23 protein-coding genes and 2 pseudogenes are annotated in these 25,612 nt (G+C 37.8%); 12 read left to right on the forward strand and 13 right to left on the reverse strand.

From position 1 onward, the window contains the following. Positions 1 to 368: 368 nt before the first annotated feature. Both ACWPV5_RS03875 and ACWPV5_RS03880 read left to right on the forward strand, forming a co-directional pair. A pseudogene (locus tag ACWPV5_RS03875) lies at positions 369 to 1,099 on the forward strand (ABC transporter ATP-binding protein). Between the two features lie 17 nt (positions 1,100 to 1,116). Next, positions 1,117 to 2,432 (forward strand): annotated as a pseudogene (locus tag ACWPV5_RS03880) (beta-carotene 15,15'-monooxygenase). A gap of 304 nt (positions 2,433 to 2,736) precedes the next feature. On the opposite strand, the gene ACWPV5_RS03885 reads toward ACWPV5_RS03880, so the two are convergent. The 3 genes from ACWPV5_RS03885 to ACWPV5_RS03895 are packed head-to-tail and all read right to left on the reverse strand — an operon-like array spanning position 2,737 to position 4,586. After that, positions 2,737 to 3,552: a TIGR03943 family putative permease subunit gene (locus tag ACWPV5_RS03885; RefSeq protein ID WP_023942492.1), complete on the reverse strand. Its 816-nt coding sequence runs from the start codon at positions 3,550 to 3,552 to the stop codon at positions 2,737 to 2,739. Beyond that, a complete protein-coding gene (locus ACWPV5_RS03890; protein WP_023942490.1) occupies positions 3,549 to 4,454 on the reverse strand; it encodes a permease in 906 nt (301 codons plus the stop codon). Before ACWPV5_RS03890 ends, ACWPV5_RS03885 begins: the two co-directional genes overlap by 4 nt. Further along, entirely contained in the window at positions 4,455 to 4,586 is a 132-nt protein-coding gene (locus ACWPV5_RS03895; RefSeq protein WP_000268685.1) for an SPJ_0845 family protein, read from the reverse strand. Between the two features lie 573 nt (positions 4,587 to 5,159). Between ACWPV5_RS03895 and ACWPV5_RS03900 the strand changes: the two genes are divergently transcribed. From ACWPV5_RS03900 to ACWPV5_RS03910, 3 genes are read left to right on the forward strand one after another with little or no spacing between them, the layout of a single operon-like run. Next, on the forward strand, positions 5,160 to 7,289 hold the full coding sequence (locus ACWPV5_RS03900) for a Tex family protein (protein ID WP_454382409.1): 2,130 nt from the start codon (positions 5,160 to 5,162) through the stop codon (positions 7,287 to 7,289). Beyond that, on the forward strand, positions 7,276 to 7,728 hold the full coding sequence (locus tag ACWPV5_RS03905; RefSeq protein ID WP_261043708.1) for a SprT family protein: 453 nt from the start codon (positions 7,276 to 7,278) through the stop codon (positions 7,726 to 7,728). Before ACWPV5_RS03900 ends, ACWPV5_RS03905 begins: the two co-directional genes overlap by 14 nt. 55 nt (positions 7,729 to 7,783) lie before the next feature. After that, positions 7,784 to 8,056 (forward strand): PspC domain-containing protein, encoded by a 273-nt coding sequence (locus ACWPV5_RS03910; protein WP_001085044.1) that lies wholly within the window; start codon positions 7,784 to 7,786, stop codon positions 8,054 to 8,056. A 137-nt stretch (positions 8,057 to 8,193) separates the two neighbouring features. On the opposite strand, the gene ACWPV5_RS03915 is transcribed toward ACWPV5_RS03910, so the two are convergent. Next, positions 8,194 to 8,391, reverse strand: a complete 198-nt coding sequence (locus tag ACWPV5_RS03915; protein WP_049524568.1) for a hypothetical protein — start codon at positions 8,389 to 8,391, stop codon at positions 8,194 to 8,196. Further along, complete coding sequence (locus tag ACWPV5_RS03920; RefSeq protein ID WP_261195966.1) at positions 8,391 to 8,915, reverse strand: hypothetical protein; 525 nt, start codon at positions 8,913 to 8,915, stop codon at positions 8,391 to 8,393. The genes ACWPV5_RS03915 and ACWPV5_RS03920 overlap by 1 nt, the downstream gene beginning before the upstream one ends. A 527-nt stretch (positions 8,916 to 9,442) precedes the next feature. Here ACWPV5_RS03920 and ACWPV5_RS03925 point away from each other — a divergent pair. Together ACWPV5_RS03925 and ACWPV5_RS03930 are read left to right on the forward strand one after the other, a co-directional pair. Beyond that, positions 9,443 to 10,201: an ABC transporter ATP-binding protein gene (locus tag ACWPV5_RS03925; protein ID WP_000173372.1), complete on the forward strand. Its 759-nt coding sequence runs from the start codon at positions 9,443 to 9,445 to the stop codon at positions 10,199 to 10,201. A 1-nt stretch (position 10,202) separates the two neighbouring features. Further along, positions 10,203 to 12,191 (forward strand): ABC transporter permease, encoded by a 1,989-nt coding sequence (locus ACWPV5_RS03930; protein ID WP_261008957.1) that lies wholly within the window; start codon positions 10,203 to 10,205, stop codon positions 12,189 to 12,191. Positions 12,192 to 12,232: 41 nt separating this feature from the next. Here the strand turns inward: ACWPV5_RS03930 and ACWPV5_RS03935 are convergent, their stop codons facing one another. Continuing rightward, positions 12,233 to 12,928 carry a VIT1/CCC1 transporter family protein gene (locus ACWPV5_RS03935; protein ID WP_049522071.1) on the reverse strand — a complete coding sequence of 232 codons (696 nt, stop codon included), beginning with the start codon at positions 12,926 to 12,928 and terminating at the stop codon, positions 12,233 to 12,235. Between the two features lie 156 nt (positions 12,929 to 13,084). Here ACWPV5_RS03935 and ACWPV5_RS03940 point away from each other — a divergent pair, with 156 nt between their 5' ends. Together ACWPV5_RS03940 and ACWPV5_RS03945 are read left to right on the forward strand one after the other, a co-directional pair. Further along, positions 13,085 to 13,786, forward strand: coding sequence for a response regulator transcription factor (locus ACWPV5_RS03940; RefSeq protein WP_173267900.1), 702 nt, complete (start codon positions 13,085 to 13,087; stop codon positions 13,784 to 13,786). Next, positions 13,783 to 14,661 carry a sensor histidine kinase gene (locus ACWPV5_RS03945; protein ID WP_454382423.1) on the forward strand — a complete coding sequence of 293 codons (879 nt, stop codon included), beginning with the start codon at positions 13,783 to 13,785 and terminating at the stop codon, positions 14,659 to 14,661. Before ACWPV5_RS03940 ends, ACWPV5_RS03945 begins: the two co-directional genes overlap by 4 nt. 40 nt (positions 14,662 to 14,701) lie before the next feature. Here ACWPV5_RS03945 and ACWPV5_RS03950 read toward each other — a convergent pair whose 3' ends face one another. The 4 genes from ACWPV5_RS03950 to ACWPV5_RS03965 all read right to left on the reverse strand — a co-directional run bounded on the left by ACWPV5_RS03950 (position 14,702) and on the right by ACWPV5_RS03965 (position 17,881). Continuing rightward, on the reverse strand, positions 14,702 to 15,454 hold the full coding sequence (locus ACWPV5_RS03950; protein ID WP_454382425.1) for an ABC transporter permease: 753 nt from the start codon (positions 15,452 to 15,454) through the stop codon (positions 14,702 to 14,704). A 10-nt stretch (positions 15,455 to 15,464) separates the two neighbouring features. Continuing rightward, on the reverse strand, positions 15,465 to 16,373 hold the full coding sequence (locus tag ACWPV5_RS03955) for an ATP-binding cassette domain-containing protein (RefSeq protein WP_454382427.1): 909 nt from the start codon (positions 16,371 to 16,373) through the stop codon (positions 15,465 to 15,467). A gap of 141 nt (positions 16,374 to 16,514) precedes the next feature. Then, complete coding sequence (locus tag ACWPV5_RS03960; RefSeq protein WP_454382429.1) at positions 16,515 to 17,324, reverse strand: Cof-type HAD-IIB family hydrolase; 810 nt, start codon at positions 17,322 to 17,324, stop codon at positions 16,515 to 16,517. A 269-nt stretch (positions 17,325 to 17,593) separates the two neighbouring features. Continuing rightward, positions 17,594 to 17,881 (reverse strand): DUF3270 domain-containing protein, encoded by a 288-nt coding sequence (locus ACWPV5_RS03965; RefSeq protein WP_454382431.1) that lies wholly within the window; start codon positions 17,879 to 17,881, stop codon positions 17,594 to 17,596. Between the two features lie 613 nt (positions 17,882 to 18,494). Here ACWPV5_RS03965 and metK point away from each other — a divergent pair. Both metK and xerS read left to right on the forward strand, forming a co-directional pair. Next, positions 18,495 to 19,685, forward strand: a complete 1,191-nt coding sequence (gene metK / locus ACWPV5_RS03970; protein ID WP_454382433.1) for a methionine adenosyltransferase — start codon at positions 18,495 to 18,497, stop codon at positions 19,683 to 19,685. A 604-nt stretch (positions 19,686 to 20,289) separates the two neighbouring features. Then, positions 20,290 to 21,360 (forward strand): tyrosine recombinase XerS, encoded by a 1,071-nt coding sequence (gene xerS / locus ACWPV5_RS03975; RefSeq protein WP_454382435.1) that lies wholly within the window; start codon positions 20,290 to 20,292, stop codon positions 21,358 to 21,360. 549 nt (positions 21,361 to 21,909) lie between these two features. On the opposite strand, the gene eno is transcribed toward xerS, so the two are convergent. Further along, complete coding sequence (eno, locus tag ACWPV5_RS03980) at positions 21,910 to 23,214, reverse strand: surface-displayed alpha-enolase (protein WP_000022821.1); 1,305 nt, start codon at positions 23,212 to 23,214, stop codon at positions 21,910 to 21,912. A 163-nt stretch (positions 23,215 to 23,377) separates the two neighbouring features. On the opposite strand from eno, the gene ACWPV5_RS03985 reads away from it, so the two are divergent. After that, positions 23,378 to 23,824, forward strand: coding sequence for a DUF1694 domain-containing protein (locus ACWPV5_RS03985; protein ID WP_101784864.1), 447 nt, complete (start codon positions 23,378 to 23,380; stop codon positions 23,822 to 23,824). Here the strand turns inward: ACWPV5_RS03985 and ACWPV5_RS03990 are convergent. Then, positions 23,821 to 24,936, reverse strand: a complete 1,116-nt coding sequence (locus tag ACWPV5_RS03990) for a glycerate kinase (RefSeq protein WP_454382437.1) — start codon at positions 24,934 to 24,936, stop codon at positions 23,821 to 23,823. The two genes, ACWPV5_RS03985 and ACWPV5_RS03990, sit on opposite strands and share 4 nt — an antisense overlap. Positions 24,937 to 24,944: 8 nt before the next feature. Further along, positions 24,945 to 25,589, reverse strand: coding sequence for a phosphoserine phosphatase SerB (gene serB / locus ACWPV5_RS03995; RefSeq protein ID WP_454382439.1), 645 nt, complete (start codon positions 25,587 to 25,589; stop codon positions 24,945 to 24,947). Positions 25,590 to 25,612 lie beyond the last annotated feature (23 nt).

Below are 25,612 nucleotides of genomic sequence, written 5' to 3' on the forward strand. Positions count from 1 at the left end.
AAACATCTTTTTCTGTCATGAGTTAGCAGGCTTTGCCTGCTTAGAGTTTTACATATGCTCCTATTTTCGTTATAGCTAACTTTAATTCTCATTTATTAAGTATACCTAAGTTTTATGTTTAAATTTTGTATAGAAAAGCTGTACCTCTTAATAAAGCTATGTTTACGCTTTCAATCAACCCTCGTTTATGATACTATTATGGTAATAGAAAAAATTCTTAGTTCGCTAAAGACCTTTATTCGAGATTCAGAGGAAATAGAAATTTTATCCATTAAAAATACGTTTCATAAGTTACTTACTTGATATTAATAGAATTCCAATATTGTATAATTAAATCAAAGATGACACTGGAATCAGGAGGATTTATTATGGTTAATAATGTAGCTGTTAAAGTCTCAAATCTTTCAAAAGAGTTTTTGTTAGGACAAGACAAAACTGTTTCTATTTTGAAAGATATTTCTTTATCTGTCAATTATGGAGATTTTGTATCAATACTTGGTGTCAGTGGTTCTGGAAAGTCTACTTTGCTAAGTTGCTTATCAAGTTTATCTGAACCAACAAGTGGCGAAGTTGTTATCAATGGTGTAAATCCATACACCTTAAAAGAAGGGAAGCTTGCTCAATTTAGAAGGCAAGATATTGCAATAATTTTTCAAAACTATAATCTGGTACCCGCTCTACCTGTACTAGAAAATGTTACACTTCCTCTGAGACTCTCAGGAAAGAGTGTTGATAGCAATAAAGTAAAAAAAATGTTGGATAGTTTGAATTTTAAAGCAGAACTATCATCATTAGTTGCTACCTTATCAGGTGGAGAACAGCAAAAGTGGCTATTACTCGTGCAATAATAGCTGATAGTAAAATTATTTTTGCTGATGAGCCAACAGGAGCTCTGGACAGCGTCTCAAGAAAACTTATTTTTGAAACACTTCGTAATTTAGCGAGTCAAGGAAAATGTGTTTTTATGGTTACTCATGATATTGAGTTGGCTTCAAAAACTGACAGAGCACTGATTTTAAAAGACGGAAAAATATCTCAACAAATTATTAAACCTTCAGCTGATGAGCTCTACCAAGCACTTGAAAGTAGTAAAGATTAATTTGAGGAGGATTTATTATGCTAAAATTAATCATTTACCAATTTCAGTACTCAAAAAGACAATGGTTAGGAACAATACCATTACTATTTGTATCAAGCCTGATTGTTGGAACATCTTTATTTGGTATTGCTAGTTCAATCAAGACTGCTAATATTAACGCTTCACAACTTTTTCAAATGCTAATAATTTTTGGCGGGACTACTCTATTTTTCCTTATTTCAAATAATATAAGACTGCTAATAGATATCTTTAAAAAGGATTACCAATTGTGGGCTATCTTAGGCGCAAGCAGAACTCAGCTATCTTTATTAGTATCTGGACAGTTTTATTTAATGGCAGTGATTGTTAGTAGTATTGGTACAATACTTTCATTTATCATGGCAGATAGTTACTACAAATTTTTACAAAATTTATTAGGAAGAGATGAGTTACCTGATTTAGTTATTACAGCCAACATTCAATCAATTTTATTGAGTGTTTTCATAGTCCCAACAATTGTCGGGATAGGGGCTTACTTTTATTCAAGTCGAATACTTAAAATATCATCAATATTAAAACCAAAAAAGAAAAAAGAAAAGTTACAGTAGCTGGATTTGTTAACATCTCTGTTCGTTTATTCCTATGGTTACTATGTATAGGTTCTATTGTTTCAGCAGGTTTTATCAGAAACAAAGAAATAATTGAAAAACAGTCAAGCATAGTATTATTTTTATTAATTATTCACATCCTTATTATTCAATCACTATCTCCATCAATTCAAATGTTTCTAATAAAATTTTTAATGAGGATATTTCCAACTGAAAATTATGTAGTTAATACAGGCTTTTGGAATCTACTATCCAATCCTAGCTATTTGAAAAGTATACAAACTTCAATGAGCATGGGAGTAACTCTCATTTCTGGGTTTATTCTTTACACCCAAAATATGTATTCATTCATGAATACAGCAAACGGAGTAAACGAAGCAAGAGCTTCTTTTATTGCTTATATGTCTGCTCCAATTATTCTGATTATTACTAGTTCTATTTCTCTTACAATTTTATCTTCTAATAAAGATATTGAAGACATTAAACAGTTAAAGACACTGGGAGTGTCAAGATTACAACTTTTTAAAATACGTATAGGCGAGGCAATAATACATTCGGTGTTAATTTTATTAGTGTCAGTAATTTTCAATTTAATTATTTTAATTTTAGTTAGCCTTATTGGCCAATTTTTAGGCCGTAGTTTAGTAGATATATCAGGTTTCTGGCAACCGAGTCTTATAGTTATTTCTTTGTTAGTTATTTTTTATAGTATTACAAAGGGATTTTATTTATTTCAAGATAGATAAATTGGAATAGTTACTGATTCAAAAGAATACAAACACGTTTCAATCATGACTTCCATTATAAAAACCTCCTGTTAACTATTTGAATAATAGAACAAGAGGCTACTAGTAAGATATTTTCATGCTCAAGGCATATTAGAGTTATTTCACGACTCTTGTTCATCCAGTTTTTTGTAGAGGCTAGGAAAAGCCCTATTAAACACTATGGATTGGTATTGTTCATCTTCATTATAAGATAAACTTCTTTTTCTGTCATGAGTTAGCAGGCTCTGCCTGCTTAGAGTTTTTTATGAACTTGGTTTGCTTTTTAAAACACGCGATACACGTAGGGATTTTCTGGTTTATCGACTTTGGTAAAGCTGTCGATTTCCAAGGTTGGGAGGTTTTGTTTGAGTTCTTTATGGTAGTGATTGACTAGTTTTCCTTTGGCTGTAATCCAGGTGTTATTTTCATACTGACGGGTATTTCCCTTGGTCAGCAATCCATAGACACCAGAATCTGCGATACAGTGAATAATGCCGAAGCGGAACAGAAATTGACTATTGGCATGACTGGGGTCATTGTAGACAAAACCTGTGAACTGGACTGTCTTGCCCTCAAATTCATCTGGATAGTCGTAGATAGCCTCCATGACTTCCATATAGTTTTCGTTGGTGATCTGAATACTATCTTGGGACAAGTATTTATCCGCCGCCGTACGCATTTCCTTTTCATAGGCTGATTTTGAAAAATAAGAACTGGTATCTGGTTTCAAATATTGGCTTGTCGTACCTTCACTTGTCTGAATGGCTTGATCCGTGCCTTCTGATAAGGGGAAATGATAGCCTTTGGCTGAAACGGTCTGAGAATCCAAGCTAACAGTTGGAAAAGTTAAACCGACGACAATTGGAATGGTCAGAAGAGCAATACTCGTTACCTTCGCTAATCGGCTGTTCAGATGACTATGGGTTTTGACTTGCTTCATCCAGATATACAATTGAACGATTGCCAAGATAAAGGAAAGCACCATGGAAATATAGGCAAGATAGGAATAGTGCATGTTGATGTACTGGTTTAATTTGCCTGACAGATGGAGATAAATGGTCAGTTCAAAATAGCCAGCTAAAACTAAAAATCGAATCATAGGATGACTCCAATCAAGAGAGAATACACTAAGACGACAAGAGTCACAATCATAATGAAGTGACTGATAAATCGTGCCTTCAAGTAATTTTTCATCATGAGAATATTTTTAATATCCAGCATTGGGCCAATCACCAGAAAGGCCAGAACTGGTGCCAAACCGAAACTAGAGAGTAGAGAAGCACCGATAAAGGCATCCGCCTCACTGCAGAGAGAGAGAAGAAAGGCCAAAAGCATCAAGAGCAGGATGGCAAAAAGAGGGGTTGCGCTGATAGAGGTCAGAATCCGAGTTGGAACGTAGACCTGTATCATAGAAGCAAAGAGACAGCCAAATACCAAATAACGCCCCGTATCAAAAAACTCATCAATGGCCTGCACAAAAACCTGAAAAACCTTTTTTGCAGAGCTCAAATGAGAAAAATCATGCTCATGACAGGCCAACCGATTTTCTTTTTGAATCGGTTCTTGCCAGAAAAATCCCAGAAAAATCCCAAGTATAACAGCTACTACAATGGAACCTAGAGCTCGTAACAGGGCGACATGGAAGGAATTGCCAAAGGCAGAATAGGTCGCAAAGAGAACAATAGGATTGATAACAGGCGCTGTTACGAGAAAGGGAACAGCCGTGTAACTGGGAACCTTCTTTTCCAGAAAACGATTGATAATGGGGACGATTCCACATTCACAAGAAGGGAAAAGCATCCCGACAAAGGTCCCAAAAAAGATTCTCCCCCAACGATTTCGAGGGAGAAAATGATAAACCTTTTCAGGTGTGATATAAACCTCAATCAGCCCTGAAACAATACTTCCTATCAGAACGAAGGGTAGGGCTTCAATGATAATAGAGAGAAAAATAGCCCCAGTCTGAAGCACACTAGACGGGAGTTGTTGGAAAGCAGTCATCTAGTTTTTCTTTTCTGCTTTGGCTTTTTTCTCTTTGTCATCAGGAAAAGTGACTTGTTTCAAATCAGGGAGTTTCGCAAACTCTTCAAACATTTTGTCCAAGTCGTCTCGTTTTGTAAATTTTACAGCCATAGGTGTACCTCGATTCTAAATTCTACCTCTATTATACTATTATTTTAAGGAAAAGGGAAAAGTTAAAATTGAGTATCTAACGAATAATAGAGCTTTATAAATCCTGATTAAGTCTGGTAGATTGAGAAAGTTTGACAAAAAAGTAGATAGTGCTAGAATAACGTTAACGAAAGACATTTGAGGGCAGAAAGGTTCCTGCCGCACCTTGAAAAAGGTATCTGAGATGCTGGGTACACCGAGCAGCCAAGTGTCCGTTATTTCAAATGAGGGAGCTTAAATGCTCCTTTTTTGTTTAAAAATTTCAAAAAAGATTATCCCCACCGTAAGCTCAGGTTTGCGATTTTTTATTTGCTCTGAAAATTGATTCGTTAACTTCAATAAATAGCTTTATAAAGCGTTTTGTAAAAAATAAAAACAGTGCAATTAATCACTGATCCTTTTGTAAACTATTAGAATTAAATTGCAACCTTCTCAATGAATAGAATATTGAAATGAAGTAAATTTATTTCCCAACTTATGTTTTAAAATTGTAAGAGCTAATTTGAAACGTTTAGCTTGTGGTATAATAGATTCATGGATAAAAAATATGAAAAAATCTCCCAGGATTTGGGAGTGACGTTAAAGCAAATTGATACCGTTCTAAGTTTGACAGCTGAAGGGGCTACTATTCCCTTTATCGCACGTTATCGCAAGGACATGACTGGTAGTTTGGATGAGGTGGCGATTAAGGCCATTATCGACTTGGATAAAAGTCTGACCAATCTCAATGACCGCAAGGAAGCTGTCTTGGCTAAGATTCAAGAACAAGGCAAGTTGACCAAGGAGTTGGAAGAAGCTATCTTAGCTGCTGAAAAATTAGCAGACGTAGAAGAACTCTATCTTCCATACAAGGAAAAACGTCGGACCAAGGCAACTATTGCTCGTGAAGCTGGACTCTTCCCTCTTGCTCGCTTGATTTTGCAGAATGTAGCTGGCTTAGATAAAGAAGCTGAAAAGTTTGTCTGTGAAGGATTTGCGACTGGTAAGGAGGCCTTGGCTGGTGCAGTTGATATCTTGGTCGAAGCCTTATCGGAAGATGTCAATTTACGCGCTCTAACTTATCAAGAGGTGCTGAGACACTCTAAACTCACTTCTCAAGTCAAGGATGAAAGTCTTGATGAAAAGCAGGTTTTTCAGATTTATTATGATTTTTCAGAGACGGTTGGAACTATGCAGGGTTATCGTACCTTAGCCCTCAATCGTGGTGAGAAATTAGGTATCTTGAAGGTCAGTTTTGAACATGCAACAGATCGTATTCTAGCATTCTTTGCTGCTCGTTTTAAGGTAAAAAATACCTATATTGATGAAGTAGTTCAGCAATCTGTTAAGAAAAAAGTCTTGCCTGCTATCGAGCGCCGTATTCGGACAGAATTAACTGAAAAGGCAGAAGAGGGAGCTATTCAACTCTTTTCTGACAATCTGCGCAATCTGCTCTTGGTTGCTCCGCTGAAAGGGCGCGTGGTTCTTGGATTTGATCCTGCCTTTCGAACAGGTGCCAAGCTAGCTGTCGTGGATGCAACAGGAAAAATGCTGACAACTCAGGTCATTTATCCTGTCAAACCAGCATCAGCTCGTCAAATCGAAGAAGCAAAGAAAGATTTGGCAGATTTGATTGGTCAATACAGTGTAGAAATTATTGCCATCGGAAATGGGACGGCCAGTCGTGAAAGTGAAGCCTTTGTGGCGGAAGTTCTTAAAGATTTTCCTGGGGTTAGTTATGTCATCGTAAATGAAAGTGGTGCTTCTGTCTATTCTGCCAGCGAACTTGCTCGTCAGGAGTTTCCAGATTTGACAGTTGAAAAACGCTCTGCTATTTCTATCGCCCGTCGTTTGCAAGATCCCCTTGCTGAATTGGTCAAAATCGATCCTAAGTCAATTGGTGTTGGTCAATACCAGCATGATGTCAGTCAGAAGAAACTGTCTGAAAGTCTGGACTTTGTCGTGGATACGGTGGTTAACCAAGTCGGTGTCAATATTAATACGGCCAGCCCTGCTCTTCTTTCCCACGTTGCTGGTCTTAACAAAACTATCTCTGAAAATATCGTTAAGTATCGTGAAGAAGAAGGAAAAATCACTTCACGCGCCCAAATCAAGAAAGTTCCTCGTCTGGGGGCCAAGGCCTTTGAGCAAGCAGCTGGTTTCCTCCGTATCCCTGAAAGTAGCAATATCCTTGATAATACAGGAGTTCACCCAGAAAATTACTCTGCTGTTAAGGAGCTCTTCAAACGCTTAGATATTAAAGACCTAAACGAAGAAGCCCAAAGCAAACTCAAGTCCCTTTCAGTCAAGGAAATGGCGCAAGAGCTAGACCTTGGTCCAGAAACCCTTAAAGATATCATTGCAGATCTTCTCAAACCCGGTCGAGATTTCCGTGATTCCTTTGACGCACCTGTACTTCGCCAAGATGTCCTAGATATTAAGGACCTTGTGGTTGGTCAGAAGCTAGAAGGTGTGGTGCGTAATGTCGTTGACTTCGGTGCCTTCGTTGATATCGGGATTCATGAGGACGGTCTGATTCATATTTCCCATATGAGCCGCAAATTTATCAAACACCCAAGCCAAGTGGTATCAGTTGGAGATTTGGTGACCGTTTGGGTTAAGAAAATTGATACTGAACGTGAAAAAGTCAATCTGTCGCTCCTAGCTCCAAATGAAACTGACTGATTACGTCAAGCAGGTTTCACTAGAAGACTTCGGCAGACCTTTTATCCATCATGTCCAGTGGAATTCTCGTCTACGTTCGACAGGTGGACGATTTTTCCCAAATGATGGGCATTTGGATTTTAATCCCAAGGTTTATCAGGAACTGGGGTTGGACGTTTTTAGGAAAATTGTCCGCCATGAACTCTGTCACTATCACCTCTATTTTCAAGGGAAAGGCTATCAACACAAGGATCGGGATTTTAAGGAACTGTTGAAAGCAGTGGATGGATTACGCTTTGTGCCCTCCTTGACAAATAGCCACTCTAAACCACTCAAGCTTTATCGTTGTCAATCCTGCCAGCAAAGGTATCAGCGCAAGCGTAGGATTGATACCAAACGCTATCGCTGTGGACTTTGTCGAGGTAAATTGCTTCTGATAAATCAGCCTGAGGACCGATGAAAGTCGTACCTAGCCATGATATACTATATCTAACCTAGCATAAAGAGGAAATATCATGAACAGTAAATTTTATAAAATGAGACGAAATCGCATGATTTCAGGAGTTCTGGCAGGTCTGTCAGACAAGTGGAACTTTGATGTTACCCTTGTTCGTTTTCTATTTGCTATTTTTACAGTCGCTAACTTTGGACTTGGCGTGATTATCTATATCATCCTAGCTTCTATCATGCCAACCAAGGAAGAAATCGAAGCAGAAATGTACGGAACAGGCCCACGCAAACGAAAAGAAGCCCAAGCCATTGACGATAATGAAGGCTGGTTTTGGTGAGGTTTTTCAAAAGATTTGGAATAAGCAAAAAACTTTAAATCAATAGTCTAATTACTTGATTTAAAGCTTTTTTACTTTTAATAAGATTTTCTCAGCCTCATATACAAATTAAAAATAATATTTTGGACTCAGGATTTCTAATCTGATTTTTCATGCTGAGACAATACATTTTTTGAAAAATGGTGGATGCTGATAACAACTGATAGCCAGCAAATAGCATAAGCAGTAGCTGTAAATTCTGTACCGATAAAGTATGTTTTTTCAACTAAGAGCTGACCGATGAATGGAGAGAGCAGATAGAGAAGTCCGATGAGTATATGTTCTTTATGTTTCATTAAAAATGAACTCTCCCTTCATGATATACATATTTATAGTGATTATCAACTATTCCAATATTCAGTCCTCCGCTTAAAGTTGTAGTACCGTTATCAAAGAAATCTCCATTAATTATATAGAATATTCTATCAGCCTGTTCTAAATTGACATACAATGAACCAGAAAACTGTTTTGACATTCCATTATAATTTCTATTCATTTCTGTTCTTAATATTCTTATAATACCATGATAAGTTCCATATTCGCTTGTTTCGCAGTAGAAAGAAATAGATGGTTTATAGGAGTTTGTAACAGTTATTTGAGTAGAAATTGTTCTATATGTCTGTGAAGAGCGTTCGTATAAATTTATACCAAGTAAATCTGATGCTTGTTCCAATGTGATATCATAATCAGTCGCGTATTGATTCACAAGTTGTTGAGCTGTCATAGTTTCGCTCACTATTGTATTAGTATCATCTGCAAAAACAGATGAATAGAAAAATAGTGTAAGGATAGCAAAAAAAGTAATCAAGATTTTTTTCATAATATCCACACTTTCTGGAAAAGAGCTAAAATAAATTTTTAGTAGAAATATTTTGGTAATAAAGTGATAGTTAAAATAAGCTTACTCAAATTATAGTTTCCGATTTTTTCTCCTTTCTAAAGTAAGCCCTTTCATAATTACGTTATATAATTTTTATAGTAAAAAGTCAAGTGATTTATTGCATAGTGAAATGAAATAAAAACTCAATAATTGATTGGGAAATTCAAACCAATTTCTAACAATATTTTAGAAGCTACAGTGTACTTCTCTAGATTAAATCTGCTTACATTTCCCCCAATCTTACAAAAATGTAAGATTAAAGTCTCTTTTGTAAGGTTAGGTTATGGCAAGCGGTCTTTTTTTGATGTAAACTAGACTCATAAATAACAAAGGAGTAACATCATGAAACAAATCTTACATAAGAAAACAAGAAAACCAAGCCATAAAGATATCGAGCGTGTTCAACTGGGATGCGCTATGATGCAAGCAACATTTCATTTGATGGGATATTAAGAAAGGAGATTCTCATGACACTTTTAGATGTAAAACACGTTCAAAAAATTTATAAAACTCGTTTTCAGGGCAACCAAGTAGAAGCCCTCAAGGATATTCACTTTACCGTCGAAAAGGGGGACTACGTTGCTATCATGGGTGAGTCTGGTTCTGGTAAATCAACTTTGCTCAATATTCTAGCTATGCTTGATAAACCAACTCGTGGTCAGGTTTACTTGAATGGAACTGACACCGCAACCATTAAAAATTCACAGGCTTCTAGCTTCCGTCGTGAAAAGCTGGGATTTGTCTTCCAAGACTTTAATTTGTTAGATACTCTCTCTGTAAAAGATAATATCTTGCTTCCGCTTGTCTTGTCAAGAAGACCCATTACGGAGATGATGAAGAAATTGGTGGTGACAGCTGAGAATCTGGGTATTAACCAATTGCAAGAGAAGTACCCTTACGAGATTTCAGGTGGTCAGAAACAGCGTGTAGCAGTAGCACGTGCCATCATCACTGAACCTGAAATTCTCCTTGCGGATGAGCCAACAGGTGCCCTTGATTCCAAGTCCTCTGCAGCTCTTCTTGATGTTTTTGATGAAATCAATGAGCGCGGCCAAACCATTCTCATGGTAACCCACTCAACAGCAGCAGCTAGCAGAGCTAAACGTGTACTCTTTATCAAAGACGGCATTCTTTACAACCAAATCTACCGTGGAGAGAAGACAGAACGTCAGATGTTCCAAGAGATCTCTGATACCTTGACTGTCATGGCAAGCGAGGTGAATTAGTATGTTTCGATTAACCAATAAGTTAGCGGTATCGAACTTGATTAAAAACCGCAAACTCTACTATCCTTTTGCGCTGGCTGTTCTTTTGGCAGTCACTGTCACCTATCTCTTTTACTCTCTAACCTTTAATCCTAAGATTGCGGAAATCCGTGGAGGAACAACCATTCAGGCTACACTTGGATTTGGTATGTTTGTCGTCACCCTCGCGTCAGCCATTATCGTCCTCTATGCCAATAGTTTTGTCATGAAAAACCGTTCCAAGGAACTAGGAATTTATGGCATGTTGGGCTTGGAGAAGCGTCATCTAATCAGTATGACCTTTAAGGAGTTAGTGCTATTTGGGATTCTAACTGTTGGAGCAGGAATCGGTATTGGAGCCTTGTTTGACAAGTTAATTTTCGCTTTCTTGCTCAAACTGATGAAATTGAAGGTTGAACTGGTCGCTACCTTCCAGATGAAAGTTGTCATTACAGTACTTGTTGTCTTCGGTTTGATTTTCCTAGGTCTCATGTTCCTGAATGCCCTTCGAATTGCCCGTATGAATGCTCTCCAGCTCTCACGTGAGAAAGCTAGCGGAGAGAAAAAAGGTCGCTTCTTACCTCTCCAAACTATTCTTGGTTCCATAAGTTTAGGGATTGGCTACTATCTTGCCCTTACTGTAAAAGATCCTCTTACAGCTTTAACAACTTTCTTCTTAGCTGTTTTGCTGGTTATCTTTGGTACCTATCTCTTGTTCAATGCAGGAATTACCGTTTTCCTACAAATCTTAAAGAAAAACAAGAAATATTATTACCAGCCAAATAACCTTATCTCAGTGTCCAACTTGATTTTCCGTATGAAGAAAAATGCGGTTGGACTAGCAACTATCGCTATCTTGTCAACAATGGTTTTGGTAACCATGTCAGCAGCTACTAGTATTTTTAATGCCTCAGAATCCTTTAAAAAAGTTCTAAATCCTCATGATTTTGGGGTTTCAGGGCAAAATGTTGAACAAGAAGACTTGGACAAACTCTTGAGCCAGTTTGCAAGTGACAAAGGTTATAAGATTAAAGAGAAAGAAGTGCTTCGTTACACTTACTTTGGTGTTGCAAACCAAGAAGGAAATAAGTTAACTATTTTTGAAAAAGGACAAAACCGTGTCCAACCCACAACAGTTTTCATGGTATTTGACCAAAAAGATTATGAAAATATGACTGGTCAAAAACTGTCTCTATCAGGAAATGAGGTCGGACTCTTTGCAAAGAATGAGGGAGTTAAAGAACAGAAAACTCTAACTCTGAACGATCATCAATTTTCTGTCAAAGAAGAATTTACTAAAGATTTCATTGTCAACCATGTCCCAAATCAGTTTAATATTTTGACTGCTGATTACAATTACCTTGTTGTTCCTAATTTGCAAGCATTTTTGGATCAATTCCCAGATTCGGCTATCTATAATCAGTTTTACGGTGGCATGAATGTAAATGCCAGCGAAGAAGAACAACTCAAGGTTGCTGAAGAATATGATAAATACCTCAATCAATTTAATGCTCAATTAAACAAGGAAGGTAGCTATGTTTATGGTAGCAATCTAGCAGATGCTAGTTCTCAGATGAGTGCCCTCTTTGGTGGTGTCTTCTTTATCGGTATTTTCCTATCCATTATCTTTATGGTCGGAACTGTTCTGGTCATCTATTACAAACAAATTTCTGAAGGCTATGAAGACCGTGAACGCTTTATTATCTTGCAGAAAGTCGGTTTAGATCAGAAGCAAATCAAGCAAACCATTAACAAACAGGTTTTAACTGTTTTCTTCCTTCCTTTGCTCTTTGCCTTCATACATCTAGCCTTTGCCTACCATATGCTTAGCTTGATTTTAAAAGTGATTGGTGTAATAGATACGACTATGATGTTGACTGTGACCTTGTCTATCTGCGCTATCTTCCTCATCGCTTATGTGCTGATTTTCATGATTACTTCAAGAAGCTATCGCAAGATTGTCCAAATGTAAAAAAGATACCTCGACTTCAAAATCGAGGTATTTCTTGTCTTCTAAATGCTGAAAAGTTGTCCAAGTAAGAAGGTAACGCCCATAGTTAAGATACCAATAGCAAGGTTCCGAATCATGGCTGTTTGGGTTGGGGCTTTTCCAAGTTTGGCACTAGTGTAACCAGTGAGAAGAAGGGCCACACCGACGATAAGGACAGTAGCAGGGATGCGGTATTCACTTGGAAAAATAGTTACTGAAAGCATTGGAGGCAAACTTCCAAGGAAAAAAGAAATAAAGCTAGAGATAGCAGCATGCCAAGGATTGGTAAACTCTTCATACTCAATCCCATATTTTTCCTCTACCAAAGCCTTGAGCGGATTATTTAAAAAGGCTTTGTTGGTGAGAAGTTGGGCTGATGTTTCACACTCACCATTTTGAATATAGGCCGCATAGAGAGATTTTTTAGCTAACTCTATATCTTGGTCTAGCAAGACTTGCTCACGCGCAACGGCCGCTTCCTCGGTATCTTTTTGAGTTGAAACGGACACATATTCTCCACCAGCCATTGAAAAGGCACCAGCTAAGATAGCCGCAAAACCTGATAAAAAGATAATCCAGATATTGCTCGTGGCACTAGCAACCCCGATAACCACACCAGCAATGGAAATAATTCCATCATTGGCACCAAGAACACCCGCACGCAGGATATTTAAACGACCTGCAAAATTTGAATCAATTTCGTGATTTGTTTCTGACATATTATTCTCCTTTTTATCCAGTATAAAGGAAAAATATAGGGAAATCAATCTTTTAAAAGTATCTGAAAAAAGTTGCACGATTTTAATGAAAAGGGCTTTTCTGTTTAAGTTTTACCATTAAAACATGCTATAATAGTTGCAGAAAGGTTGGTATTTATGGCTAGGATATTGGTTATTGAAGACAATAGTGACATTCAAGAGATTTTACGAACACTTCTTACTGAGGAGCATGAGGTGATTCAAGCCTTTTCCGGTACAGAAGGAATCATGCGTTTTGACCAAGGTGGGATTGACCTCGTTTTGCTAGATATCATGCTTCCTGGGAAAAATGGGGATCAGGTTTTAAAAGTCATCAGGGAACAAAGTCAAACTCCAGTCATTATGCTGACGGCTTTGAGCGATAAGAAGTTAATCAGTCAATACCTCTTAGACGGTGCCAATGATTACATAGTGAAACCTTTTGATTTGGATGAAGTCTTTGCTAGAGTTACTGTTCAGTTACGCCAAAGTGTAGAAAAACAGTCTATGGAAATAGAAAAAACTGAAAATCTGCCACAAAACTTGAAAAATATCCAGTTTGATGCAGAAAGTTTTGAAATCAAAAATAGTCAGGAAACGATTCGCCTTGCTAAGAAAGAATGCTTGATTCTCCAAACTCTCCTTAAACACCCTAAAAAAATTTTTACCAAGGAAGAACTTTATGAATTTGTCTGGGAGGATAGCTACCTACCTGGAGATAATACTCTCAATACGCATTTGAGTAATCTTCGTAAAAAATTAAATCAGCTTGACCCAAATCAAGAATATATTGAAACCATTTGGGGAGTTGGGGTAAGATTAAAAGGAGATAAGCAATGACCTACATGATAATCTTTATCCTACTGGTACTCCTAATCATTTTATCGATTGCATTGATTCGCTACCATCTAGCACTTAAAAACTTGAGTCAACAGATTGAAGACAAGATTCTCACTGGTAGTATGAAAAGAGTCGGAATCAGCATTTTTTCCAAACATTTTTTACAGCTCTACCAGCAGATTGAGAATCTATTTCAGGAAGTAGAACAATCTCGGTTGGTTATGAAAAGGGAAAAGCAGACTCTGGATATGGCCATCAGCAATATCGCCCATGATATTCGGACGCCTTTGACTATCGCTTCAGGCTACACCCAACAATTGATAAAATCTCCTGAAGATAAATCAGAAACCCTACAAAAAATAGCCCAGCATCTTGATTTAGTTTCTAAACGTTTGGAGGCACTCCTAGAATATCGTCGTTTGATGGAAGGAGCTGTCAAACCGAAACTGGAAGAAGTGGATCTTTCAGCTTTTATCACCAAAAAGACTCTGGCTTATTATGATGTTTTTCAGGCGGCAAATATCACGCTTGATTTTAAGGTTGAAGATGATTTAAAAATGAGGATTGATGAAGACTTGCTGGATCGCATTTTACAAAATTTGCTTGGAAATGTCCTCAAACATGGCAAGGAAGAAGCGCGGCTATCTTTGAGAAAGGAAAAGGGACAGCTTGTCTTAGAGATTGCAAACCTTGTCAAACAGCCCATCAAAAAAATAGAAAATCTCAGCAACCGTTTTTATTCTGAAAATCTATCTGATACGGAAGAATCCTCTGGTTTAGGCCTTTATATCACTGAGGAATTATGCAATCTTCTCAGTGCAGAGATGAAACTAAGCACAGATGGGCAGTGGTTGTCGGTTTGCATTTACTTTTAACGAAAGAAACCTCCTCTGTAGGCTAGAGGAGGTCGTTTTATTATAGACTTTTCTTTTTGAAAACTGCCAGTCCACTTAGATTAAAGATTAGAATAACAGCTAAGGTAACTATAAGGGTATAGAAAATGGATTCACTATTAGCAGTCATAGCATAGAAAAACTGCAATGATAAATATGGTAAAATTTTGATACTTGGGAAGATGAGCATTGGCGTAGAAAGCAAGATAGAGCTGGCCAAATAACCAATAAATACTGCAAGATAAGAATGACTAACATAGAGGATGAAGGAAACAATGGAAAGCCAAGCAAGGAGGCAAAGGAATTGAAGGGAAATGGTTATCAGTAGATTGCCAATAAAGCCATCAGGCATAGTTCCAAATCCATTTAAGATAGTTGCTGGAATAAAGGCAATCACAAGACAGATGATGACTTGCAAAAGTGCAATACAAGTCAATACAAAGGCTTTGGCAAGGAAAAACTCGGTACGAGAAACACCCACTGTTAAATTATTTTTATAGAGTTTGCCGATTAAATCAACTCCAAGAACGAGGCAGGCTAGGATGATGCAGAGAAAAACGAGGTTTGAGCCTTGACTAGATGCGTTGATTAGGGCTTGTACACCATTCCAACCTTGGGTTGGAATTTCTGGTTCTTCTGTCTGGATTGCCATCAAATGACCCGTAGCTCCTATACTTGCACCCATTAGCATGAGAGCAAAGAGAATGAACTCTGTAATCCAGAATCCTTTGGAACGGAAAAGACGGTAAAAGTCTGCTTGAATGGTATGTATCATGATTTTCCTCCTATTGGACCAATTGAGTGAAGTATTCTTCTAGGTTTTGACGGGCGTAGTAAATCTCGTCAATAGCGACATCTGCCAAGGTTAAGTCCTTAAGAATCTGTTTGACATCTTGTTCATTTCCAAAGATATGGATTTCATTTTCTGGATTAACAACCTTGAACTGGAGCTGGATTTGTTCTTTCAATACTTGGCAAGCTTTCTCTTTGTCAGCTGTCTTAAGCACAATATAATCCTCACTTAGTGTTTCAAATTCAGCTTTGCTGATTTCACGGATAATCTTGCCTTGATCTAAAATACCAAAACGATTAGCTACGAGGTAGAGTTCTGACAAGATATGGCTAGAGATGAGAATGGTTATCCCTTGTTTTTGATTGAGGCGTTGAATCATTAGTCGAAATTCTTTGATACCGATTGGGTCGAGACCGTTGATAGGTTCATCTAAGATCAGGAAGTCTGGTTTGGATAGAAGGGCAATGGCGATGCCAAGTCTTTGCTTCATTCCAAGAGAGAAATCTCGAAAGACTTTTTTACCTGTATCTGTCAAACCTACATAGTCCAGCGTTTCACGAATGACTTGATCAGCATTTGGAATATGACGAATCATACAGTAATATTTCAGATTTTGGTAGGCTGTTAAGTGATTATGTGCTACGGGTGATTCGATAACAGAACCTACTCGAGATAGAGCCTTGGTCCACTCATTTTCCGTTTGGCTAGAGAAGAGGGAAACAGTCCCTTTATCTGCAAAAAGTAGTTGCGTAATGATTTTGATTAAGGTGGTCTTCCCAGCTCCGTTCTTCCCGATAAGTCCATAAATATCTCCCTCTCTTATCGTTAGATGAAGATCCTGAAGAATAGCTTGTTTGTTAAAGTTTTTGGACAATCCATGAATGTCAAGTACTGTTTTCATGATTCTCTCCTTTTGATTTATTTTGATAACTTTAGTATAAAGCATAGAAATCAAAGAAAGCTCAAGCATTTCTAAAGAGTTTCTAAAGTTTTAGGAATTCTTAAATATCAAAACCCAGTTGATATGAACTGGGCTTCTTAATTATAAAATATATTTCTCAATGGCACGCGCAACGCCGTCTTCTTCGTTACTGGCTGTAACATCATCAGCTAGAGATTTGACATAATCGCTGGCATTTCCCATTGCAATGCCAAGTCCTGCAAACTGGAGCATTTCGATATCGTTATTAGCATCGCCCATAGCCATAATTTCTGATGGCTTGATATTCAAAATCTCTGCTAGTCGAGAAAGCGCAGTAGCCTTTGTCGTTCCAAGTGGCATAGCTTCATAAATGACAGGCTGCGAACGAACTCCACTAAATCGTTGACAGAGTTCCCCAGCAAAACGCTGCTCAAAATCGTCCGTTTGGCTCTCTGTCCCCAAAAACATCCCTTGGAACATACGGTACTTGCCACTAGTTGCTTCCTCAAGAGAAATTTCAGTCAGGTCTGAAAAGACTAGCTTGGCATCATTTTGGATGACTTGATTGGGCTTGCCACCGAGTACAAAATAATGTTCCTCATCAAAAAGAGTCAACTGAACATCACTTTTTTCAGCTAGGTCATAGAGGTATTCGATGTCTGCTGGACTAAGTTCTTGCCAATCAACCAGACTCCAATCACTTGTCTGGTGAGTTGAGCAACCGTTGTTAACAATCACATACTCATTCTGGAGGTCAAGTCTCAGTTTTTGATAGTAGGGGAGGACACCGAAAAGCGGGCGACCCGTACAGAGAACCAGTTTGACACCTTTTTCAATGGCTTGGTGAATAGCAGTAATATGAGCTTGTGGGATTTCCTTGGATTCATTGAGGAGGGTTCCGTCCATATCCAAGGCTAGTAGTTTAATCATAAGACTTCCTTCTTTATCTTTTGGTATTATTATAGCATATTTTAGAAAATAAAATGGTAAAAGGAACGAGACTAATTGATTTTACAGTTTAGGATGTTTGGAGAACGTTTATTAGAAAAGGTTACACGTTATTCAATTAAGTAGATAATTATATTTGGCAAGCTGGTCAAAAAAACAGAGGATTTAAGATGAAAAATGTGTTATTCACCTTAAATCCTCTGTTTTCCTTAATTTTTTACAAATCAACTTGATTAGACGTGGACTATGATTTATCTTCTAAATTTTCGTTTGATAATAGAGCGTTGGACTTTTAAAACAAGTAAGCTAAATCCGATTGCTGCGACAAATGCAAGAGCAGTTGATAATTTTAATGCTAAAAAGATAAAACTAAAGATAGCAACACAGATACAAAAAACAGCAATATTAACAAAAAATAGGATTTCCTTGAGATTGGCATTAGATTGTGCTTCAGGTGTATAATCTTGATAGCGAGGAATCTGATGATTTAATTCTTCTTGATAGTCTACCTCATAGGATTGTAATTTTCTTACAGGCATTATTCTCTCCTTAACTGTACATACCTATTCTATCATTTTTTAATCGGATAATTATTACAGTAAGGTTACAAAAAGAATAAAGTCCCTTTTCATTTTCAAACTATTGTTCAGGACACGATAGTTTGAAAATAATAGTACGCATAATATTAAGGTTGTTAAACACCTATTGAAAATAGATTAGTAGAAATTGAAACAGTACATTAATATTCTTCAAAATAAGTTAGCGTCATCTTGTATTAGGTATATGTTACTAATTTAGTCAGTTTTATCTACAATCAAAAAGATGTTCTTTGATTTTTATTGAGTATATAGACTGCAAATTGCGCTTAAAAATGGTATAATGGTAAAGTTATATAGTCCCGATAAGATGGTAGGTATTTATCACTAAGAGTTTTCCTATCAGTACTTTGTAACTCGCAAAGAATGACGGCTCCAAAGTAGTCGCTCGTCATTCTACGGTTGCCGCTATAACGCGGTCACCCTATGCGCCTTACTAGCTTCAGAAATAAAAAAGTATCGTTTTTATTTCTTTCGCGTCGTAACTCTTAGAAAATGAAAATACCTATCAGTACTTTGTAACTCTATAACACTATTTTTAAGGGGGGACATTTTTATGTCAGAACGTAAATTATTCACGTCTGAATCTGTATCTGAGGGGCATCCAGATAAGATTGCAGACCAAATTTCAGATGCGATTTTGGATGCTATTTTAGCTAAAGATCCAGAGGCGCACGTTGCTGCTGAGACAGCTGTATATACTGGTTCCGTCCACGTTTTTGGTGAAATTTCTACAAATGCCTATGTGGATATTAACCGTGTGGTTCGTGATACCATTGCAGAGATTGGCTATACCAATACCGAGTATGGATTTTCTGCAGAAACTGTAGGAGTACACCCATCTTTGGTGGAACAATCTCCTGACATTGCTCAAGGTGTTAACGAAGCCTTGGAGGTTCGTGGGAATGCAGACCAAGATCCGCTTGACTTGATTGGCGCTGGTGACCAAGGGCTCATGTTTGGATTTGCAGTGGATGAAACAGAAGAGCTCATGCCATTGCCAATCTCACTCAGTCATAAATTGGTTCGTCGTCTGGCAGAACTTCGTAAGACTGGTGAAATAAGCTATCTTCGCCCAGATGCTAAATCACAAGTTACGGTTGAGTACGATGAAAATGACCGTCCAGTACGTGTGGACACAGTTGTTATTTCAACTCAGCACGATCCAGAAGTCAGCAACGAACAAATTCACAATGATGTCATTAATAAGGTTATCAAAGAGGTTATTCCAGCCTCTTACTTGGATGCGCAAACAAAATTCTTCATCAATCCAACTGGTCGCTTTGTAATCGGTGGACCTCAAGGAGACTCAGGTTTGACTGGTCGTAAGATTATCGTAGATACTTATGGTGGCTATTCTCGTCACGGTGGTGGTGCCTTCTCTGGTAAGGATGCGACAAAAGTTGACCGTTCTGCGTCATATGCAGCTCGCTATATTGCAAAGAATATCGTTGCAGCAGGTCTTGCTAAGAAGGCGGAAGTACAATTGGCTTACGCTATCGGTGTTGCCCAGCCTGTTTCTGTCCGTATCGATACCTTTGGTACAGGAAGAGTAGCTGAAAGTAAGCTTGAAAAAGCAGCTCGTCAAATCTTTGACCTTCGCCCTGCAGGAATTATTCAAATGTTGGATCTTAAACGTCCAATCTACCGTCAAACAGCAGCTTATGGACACATGGGACGTACAGATATTGACCTTCCATGGGAACGTTTGGACAAGGTAGACGCTTTGAAAGAAGCAGTCAAATAAAATCTCGAGAGGGGGACTTCCCCTCTTTTTTACTGATAAAACATTTCACATATAAATAATTGAACTTTGGTAAAAATAAGACTATATATAGCTCTTCAGTTGTGTAGTATTAACAGAAGTTTAGTGGGTGAGTTCTTTATCATTTTCCTTATTCTGTTGACTATTTCATTCTAGTTTAGTATTTGGAAACTAGAAAAAGCACTAGATAATGATTCACAATAATAACTCAAAAGATTTAGATCTGAAAACTGGAAATTTTTGTACTTTTAACTAGACACTAGATAAACCCTTGATACAACTGGGTTTAAGACCGTAATGTACACTCTCAAAAAATGTACTTTATAATCGAAATGTACTTTATTTTAAGACAAGATAAAGTACATTTTTTGATCCAGTAGCTTAGATACATAATGTACAAATTTCACTTTAATAATGTACATTTTAGACAATTTTGAACGAAAAAAATTTTTAGTTATATCTTCGGTCTAAGTCTTTTTATCACTTTAAAAAACTCCTATAACATCTTTCCGAAAAACTATAATTTTCTTGAAAAACAAATAAGTCTATGCTATACTACTAGTAGACTTATATATGGAGAAAATACATGAAGCGTGAAATTTTACTGGAACGAATCGATAAATTAAAACAAATCATGCCCTGGTATGTTCTGGAATACTATCAATCTAAACTTGCTGTTCCCTACAGTTTTACAACCTTGTATGAATACCTCAAGGAATACGATCGATTTTTCAGCTGGGTTTTGGAGTCTGGAATTTCAAACGCCGATAAAATATCTGATATCCCTTTATCGGTCTTGGAAAATATGTCTAAGAAAGACATGGAATCCTTTATCCTTTACCTACGTGAACGTCCTTTACTGAATGCTAATACAACCAAGCAAGGTGTTTCACAGACAACTATCAATCGGACCTTGTCAGCACTTTCTAGTCTTTACAAGTATCTGACCGAGGAAGTTGAAAACGATCAGGGAGAACCTTATTTCTATCGAAATGTAATGAAGAAAGTTTCAACCAAGAAAAAGAAAGAGACACTTGCTGCCAGAGCTGAAAATATCAAACAAAAGCTCTTTTTAGGTGATGAAACAGAAGGGTTTCTGACTTATATAGACCAAGATTACCCACAACAGCTCTCAAATCGAGCTCTATCATCGTTTAATAAAAATAAGGAACGTGATTTGGCTATTATCGCCCTTCTCTTGGCATCTGGTGTCCGTTTATCTGAAGCTGTCAATCTGGATCTAAGAGATCTCAATCTCAAGATGATGGTTATTGATGTCACCCGAAAAGGTGGCAAACGTGACTCGGTCAATGTCGCTGCCTTTGCTAAGCCTTATCTAGAGAATTATCTAGCCATTCGGAATCAACGCTATAAGACGGAAAAAACAGATACAGCCCTCTTTTTGACTCTCTACAGAGGTGTTCCTAATCGTATCGATACTTCTAGCGTTGAGAAAATGGTGGCTAAATACTCTGAAGACTTCAAAGTTCGTGTAACCCCCCACAAATTGCGCCATACCCTAGCAACTAGGCTCTATGATGCTACCAAATCGCAAGTTTTGGTCAGTCACCAGCTAGGTCACGCCAGTACACAAGTCACTGACCTCTATACTCATATCGTCAATGATGAACAAAAGAATGCCTTGGATAGTTTATAGATTACATAAATTAAATTATGTAATCTATAAAAAAGGGATTCAATAAACTATTAATCTTATTTGATCATATCAAATACAATTGCTAACAGTTTTAAAAAATATGAAATAAAATTTATGTGCCCATTAGCTTGCTTTTCTTTGTAATATCCTGGATATGCAAATCACTTATAATTGGTATTCATCTCAAAATAAGAGGATTCCACAAAAATAAATCAAATTGAGCACCTATAAAAGCATGCTGCCTGCGATGGCCAATATTTTATAAGAAAATAAAATCCCTCTAAAAACAATCATGGACAGGGTTGGCCATTCTGATTCTGAGGTCACCACTTCCATCTATACCCACGTCACAAAGAACATGAAAGATGAAGCAATCAATGTGCTGGATAAAGTTATGAACAAGATTTTTTAAAAAGTTTTTCTCCTTTTTTGCCCCCTAAATACAAAAATAGCCCTTCGGATAAAATCCGAGGGGCTAGAAACGTTGTTAAATCAACGGCCGAACTTTTGAATTTCAAGGTTCGGGATAAAATAGTTCAGTGAACTATTTTATTTTTTCAAGTTGTAGAATGATTTCAATCCACGGTATTCAGCTACTTCACCAAGTTGGTCTTCAATGCGAAGCAATTGGTTGTATTTAGCGATACGGTCTGTACGTGAAAGTGAACCAGTCTTGATTTGTCCTGCGTTAGTTGCAACTGCGATGTCAGCGATTGTTGAATCTTCAGTTTCACCTGAACGGTGTGATACAACGGCAGTGTAACCAGCTTCTTTCGCCATTTCGATAGCGTCGAATGTTTCAGTAAGAGTACCGATTTGGTTAACTTTGATAAGGATTGAGTTAGCAGCACCTTCTGCAATACCTTTTTCAAGGTAAGAAGTGTTTGTTACGAAGAAGTCGTCACCAACCAATTGAACTTTACCACCAAGACGTTCAGTAAGAGCTTTCCAACCGTCCCAGTCATTTTCATCCATACCATCTTCGATAGTGATGATTGGGTATTTGTTTACCAATTCTTCAAGGTAGTCGATTTGTTCTGCAGCAGTACGTACAGCTGCTCCTTCACCTTCGAATTTAGTGTAGTCGTAAACTTTACGTTCTTTATCGTAGAATTCTGATGAAGCACAGTCAAATCCGATAAATACGTCTTTACCAGGAACATATCCAGCAGCTTCGATAGCAGCAAGGATAGTTTCAACTCCGTCTTCAGTTCCTTCAAAACGAGGAGCAAATCCACCTTCATCACCTACGGCTGTTTCCAAACCACGAGATTTAAGGATTTTCTTAAGAGCATGGAAGATTTCAGCACCCCAACGAAGCGCTTCTTTGAATGATGGCGCACCAGCAGGTACGATCATGAATTCTTGGAAAGCGATTGGAGCGTCAGAGTGAGAACCACCGTTGATGATGTTCATCATTGGAGTTGGAAGAACTTTAGTGTTGAATCCACCAAGGTAGCTGTAAAGTGGGATTTCAAGGTAGTCAGCAGCAGCACGAGCTACAGCGATAGACACACCAAGGATTGCGTTTGCACCCAATTTACCTTTGTTAGGAGTACCGTCAAGAGCGATCATAGCACGGTCGATAGCTTGTTGATCACGTACATCGTAGCCAATGATAGCTTCAGCAATGATGTTGTTTACGTTGTCAACAGCTTTTTGTGTACCAAGACCACCGTAACGAGATTTGTCACCGTCGCGAAGTTCAACTGCTTCGTGTTCACCAGTAGAAGCTCCTGATGGAACCATACCACGTCCGAAAGCACCTGATTCAGTGTAAACTTCTACTTCAAGTGTTGGGTTACCGCGTGAGTCTAGGACTTCGCGAGCGTAAACATCAGTAATAATTGACATTTTTTACTCTCCTTATGAGTTAAATTTTTTACACCTCTATAATACCCTAAAACCCCTCCTTTTTCAAGAAAAAACGTTATCTTTGTGCAAATTTTCCTTAACTTTATAAAGTAATCGCTTTCTTTTGTCTGTTTTATTCTAACTTTTATGATATACTGTTTTCATGACAGATTTATCAAAACAATTACTTGAAAAAGCTCATGGTGGGCCAAAATTAAATCCGGATGAGCAAAGACGCTATCTTGGTACCTTTGAGGAAAGAGTTCTTGGATATGCAGATATTGACACAGCAAATAGCCCTCAGTTAGAAAAAGGGTTTTTATCTATTTTAGAAAATCTTCAGGAAAAAGCAGAGCCACTATTTGTGAAGATTTCACCAACTATCGAATTTGACAAACAAGTTTTCTACTTAAAAGAAGCAAAAGAAACTGATAGTCAAGCTACCATTGTATCTGAAGAGCATACTTCTTCTCCTTTTGGCCTGATTATCCACACCAATGCACCAGTTCAAGTAGAAGAAAAGAACCTTCGACTTGCTTTTGCAAAACTTTGGGAAGTTAAAAAGGAAGAACCATCCAAAATATCCTTATGGAAAAAATGGTTTGGCTAAATCTTGCGCATATTTAATAAGTGCCCGATATTGGCTGCCGTGCGCTCCAGATAGAGACTGGCATTTTTCAAACTATCTTCTAAAGGTTCGCTTTTCTCTAAAATAGAAAAGGCAGCTTGGATATTTTCAAATGGAAGGGATGGTAAATCTTCAGCAAGACTACCACAAATAGCAATGACAGGAACTCCGACAGGGGTTCTTTTTGCTACGCCTATCGGCGCTTTCCCAGCAAAGCTTTGATTGTCCAGTCTACCTTCACCAACGATAACCAAGTCAGCATCTGCAACTTTCTTATCAAAATCAATCAAATCTAAACAGGTATCAATTCCAGACACGATATTTGCCTGAGCAAAGGCACACAAACCGCCAGCAATGCCTCCACCAGCTCCTGCTCCTTTAATTTGCAATGTTGCAAGGGAGACTTTTTCATAAAAATCTTGGATCGCTTGATCTACGGCCTCAAACATAGTAGGATCTAGGCCTTTTTGCTTGCCAAACGTGTAGGTCGCACCTTGATATCCACATAAGGGACTCACGACATCTGCTAAAATACGAATTTGCACATCTTCAGGAATTTCATAGCAATTTTCTGTTGAAACAGAAGCTAAGTTTAATAAGGACTGCCCGCAAGCGGGCAAGACATTTCCATCCCTATCATAAAATCGATAACCTAAACCAGCAGCGATCCCAATTCCTCCGTCATTACTGGCCGTGCCACCAACGCCGATATAGATTTCTTTAATCCCTTGAGCAATGAGATGGCGAATCAACTCTCCGATACCACGAGTTTGGATTTGAAGTGGATTTCGTTTCTCTAGCGGAATTTTTCCAAGGCCAACCAAATCAGCAACTTCCAATAGTACCAGTTGTTCTTTTTGAAAATAGCGCATGGATTCTTTTTGTCCAAAAGGTCCTGTCACTTGGATCCATTTTTCTTCAAGGTCAAGAGAATGTCGAATGGAATCTACTGTACCTTCTCCCCCATCACCAACAGGGCAGAGGAGACATTCTACATCTGCTATCGATTGTTGGAAGCCTCTTTTTATTGCTTCAGCTACTTCTTTAGCGTTCAAGCTTTCCTTAAACGAATCTGGTGAAATTACAATCTTCATATTTTCCCTCATTCTAAAAAGCCAATCAAAGGAAGAACTTCTAAAAAATCTCTCTTGTCAACATGATTTGGTATTTCCTGTTTCAGCACTTCTTTAGCACAAAAGGCGATTCCTAGCCCCGCCGACTTCAACATTAATAAATCATTGGCCCCATCACCGATTGCAATCGTTCTTTCTTTAGAAAGTTTTAGTTCCTCTGTCCATTTTTCCAGAGTTACTTTTTTAACTTCGGGATTAATAATTTGTCCAACTAACTTTCCTGTTAGAAAACCGTCTTTGACTTCAAGTTGGTTTGCAGAGAAATAGGCAATGTCGAGGGATTTTGCTAATCTCTCAACTATTGGAGTAAATCCACCGGACACCAGACCAACTAGGATTCCATTCTTTTGGAGAATGGAAATGAATTCCTGGGCATTTGGCGTTAGTTGAATAGACTTGAAGACTTTATCAAAGACCGAAATAGGAAGACTTTCCAACAAGGAAACTCTTTTTCGTAAACTGCTTTCAAAGTCTAACTCTCCTCTCATTGCCCGACTTGTAATCAGCGAAATTTCCTCCTCACGACCTGCCTCTTTACCCAAAAGATCAATCACTTCTTCTAGGATTAAGGTTCCATCAACATCCATAACACACAAATCTTTTACTTGAGACATCAGTTCTCCTCTCTAAATAGCCC

The sequence above is a fragment of the Streptococcus sp. Marseille-Q7156 genome (genome assembly GCF_965119495.1).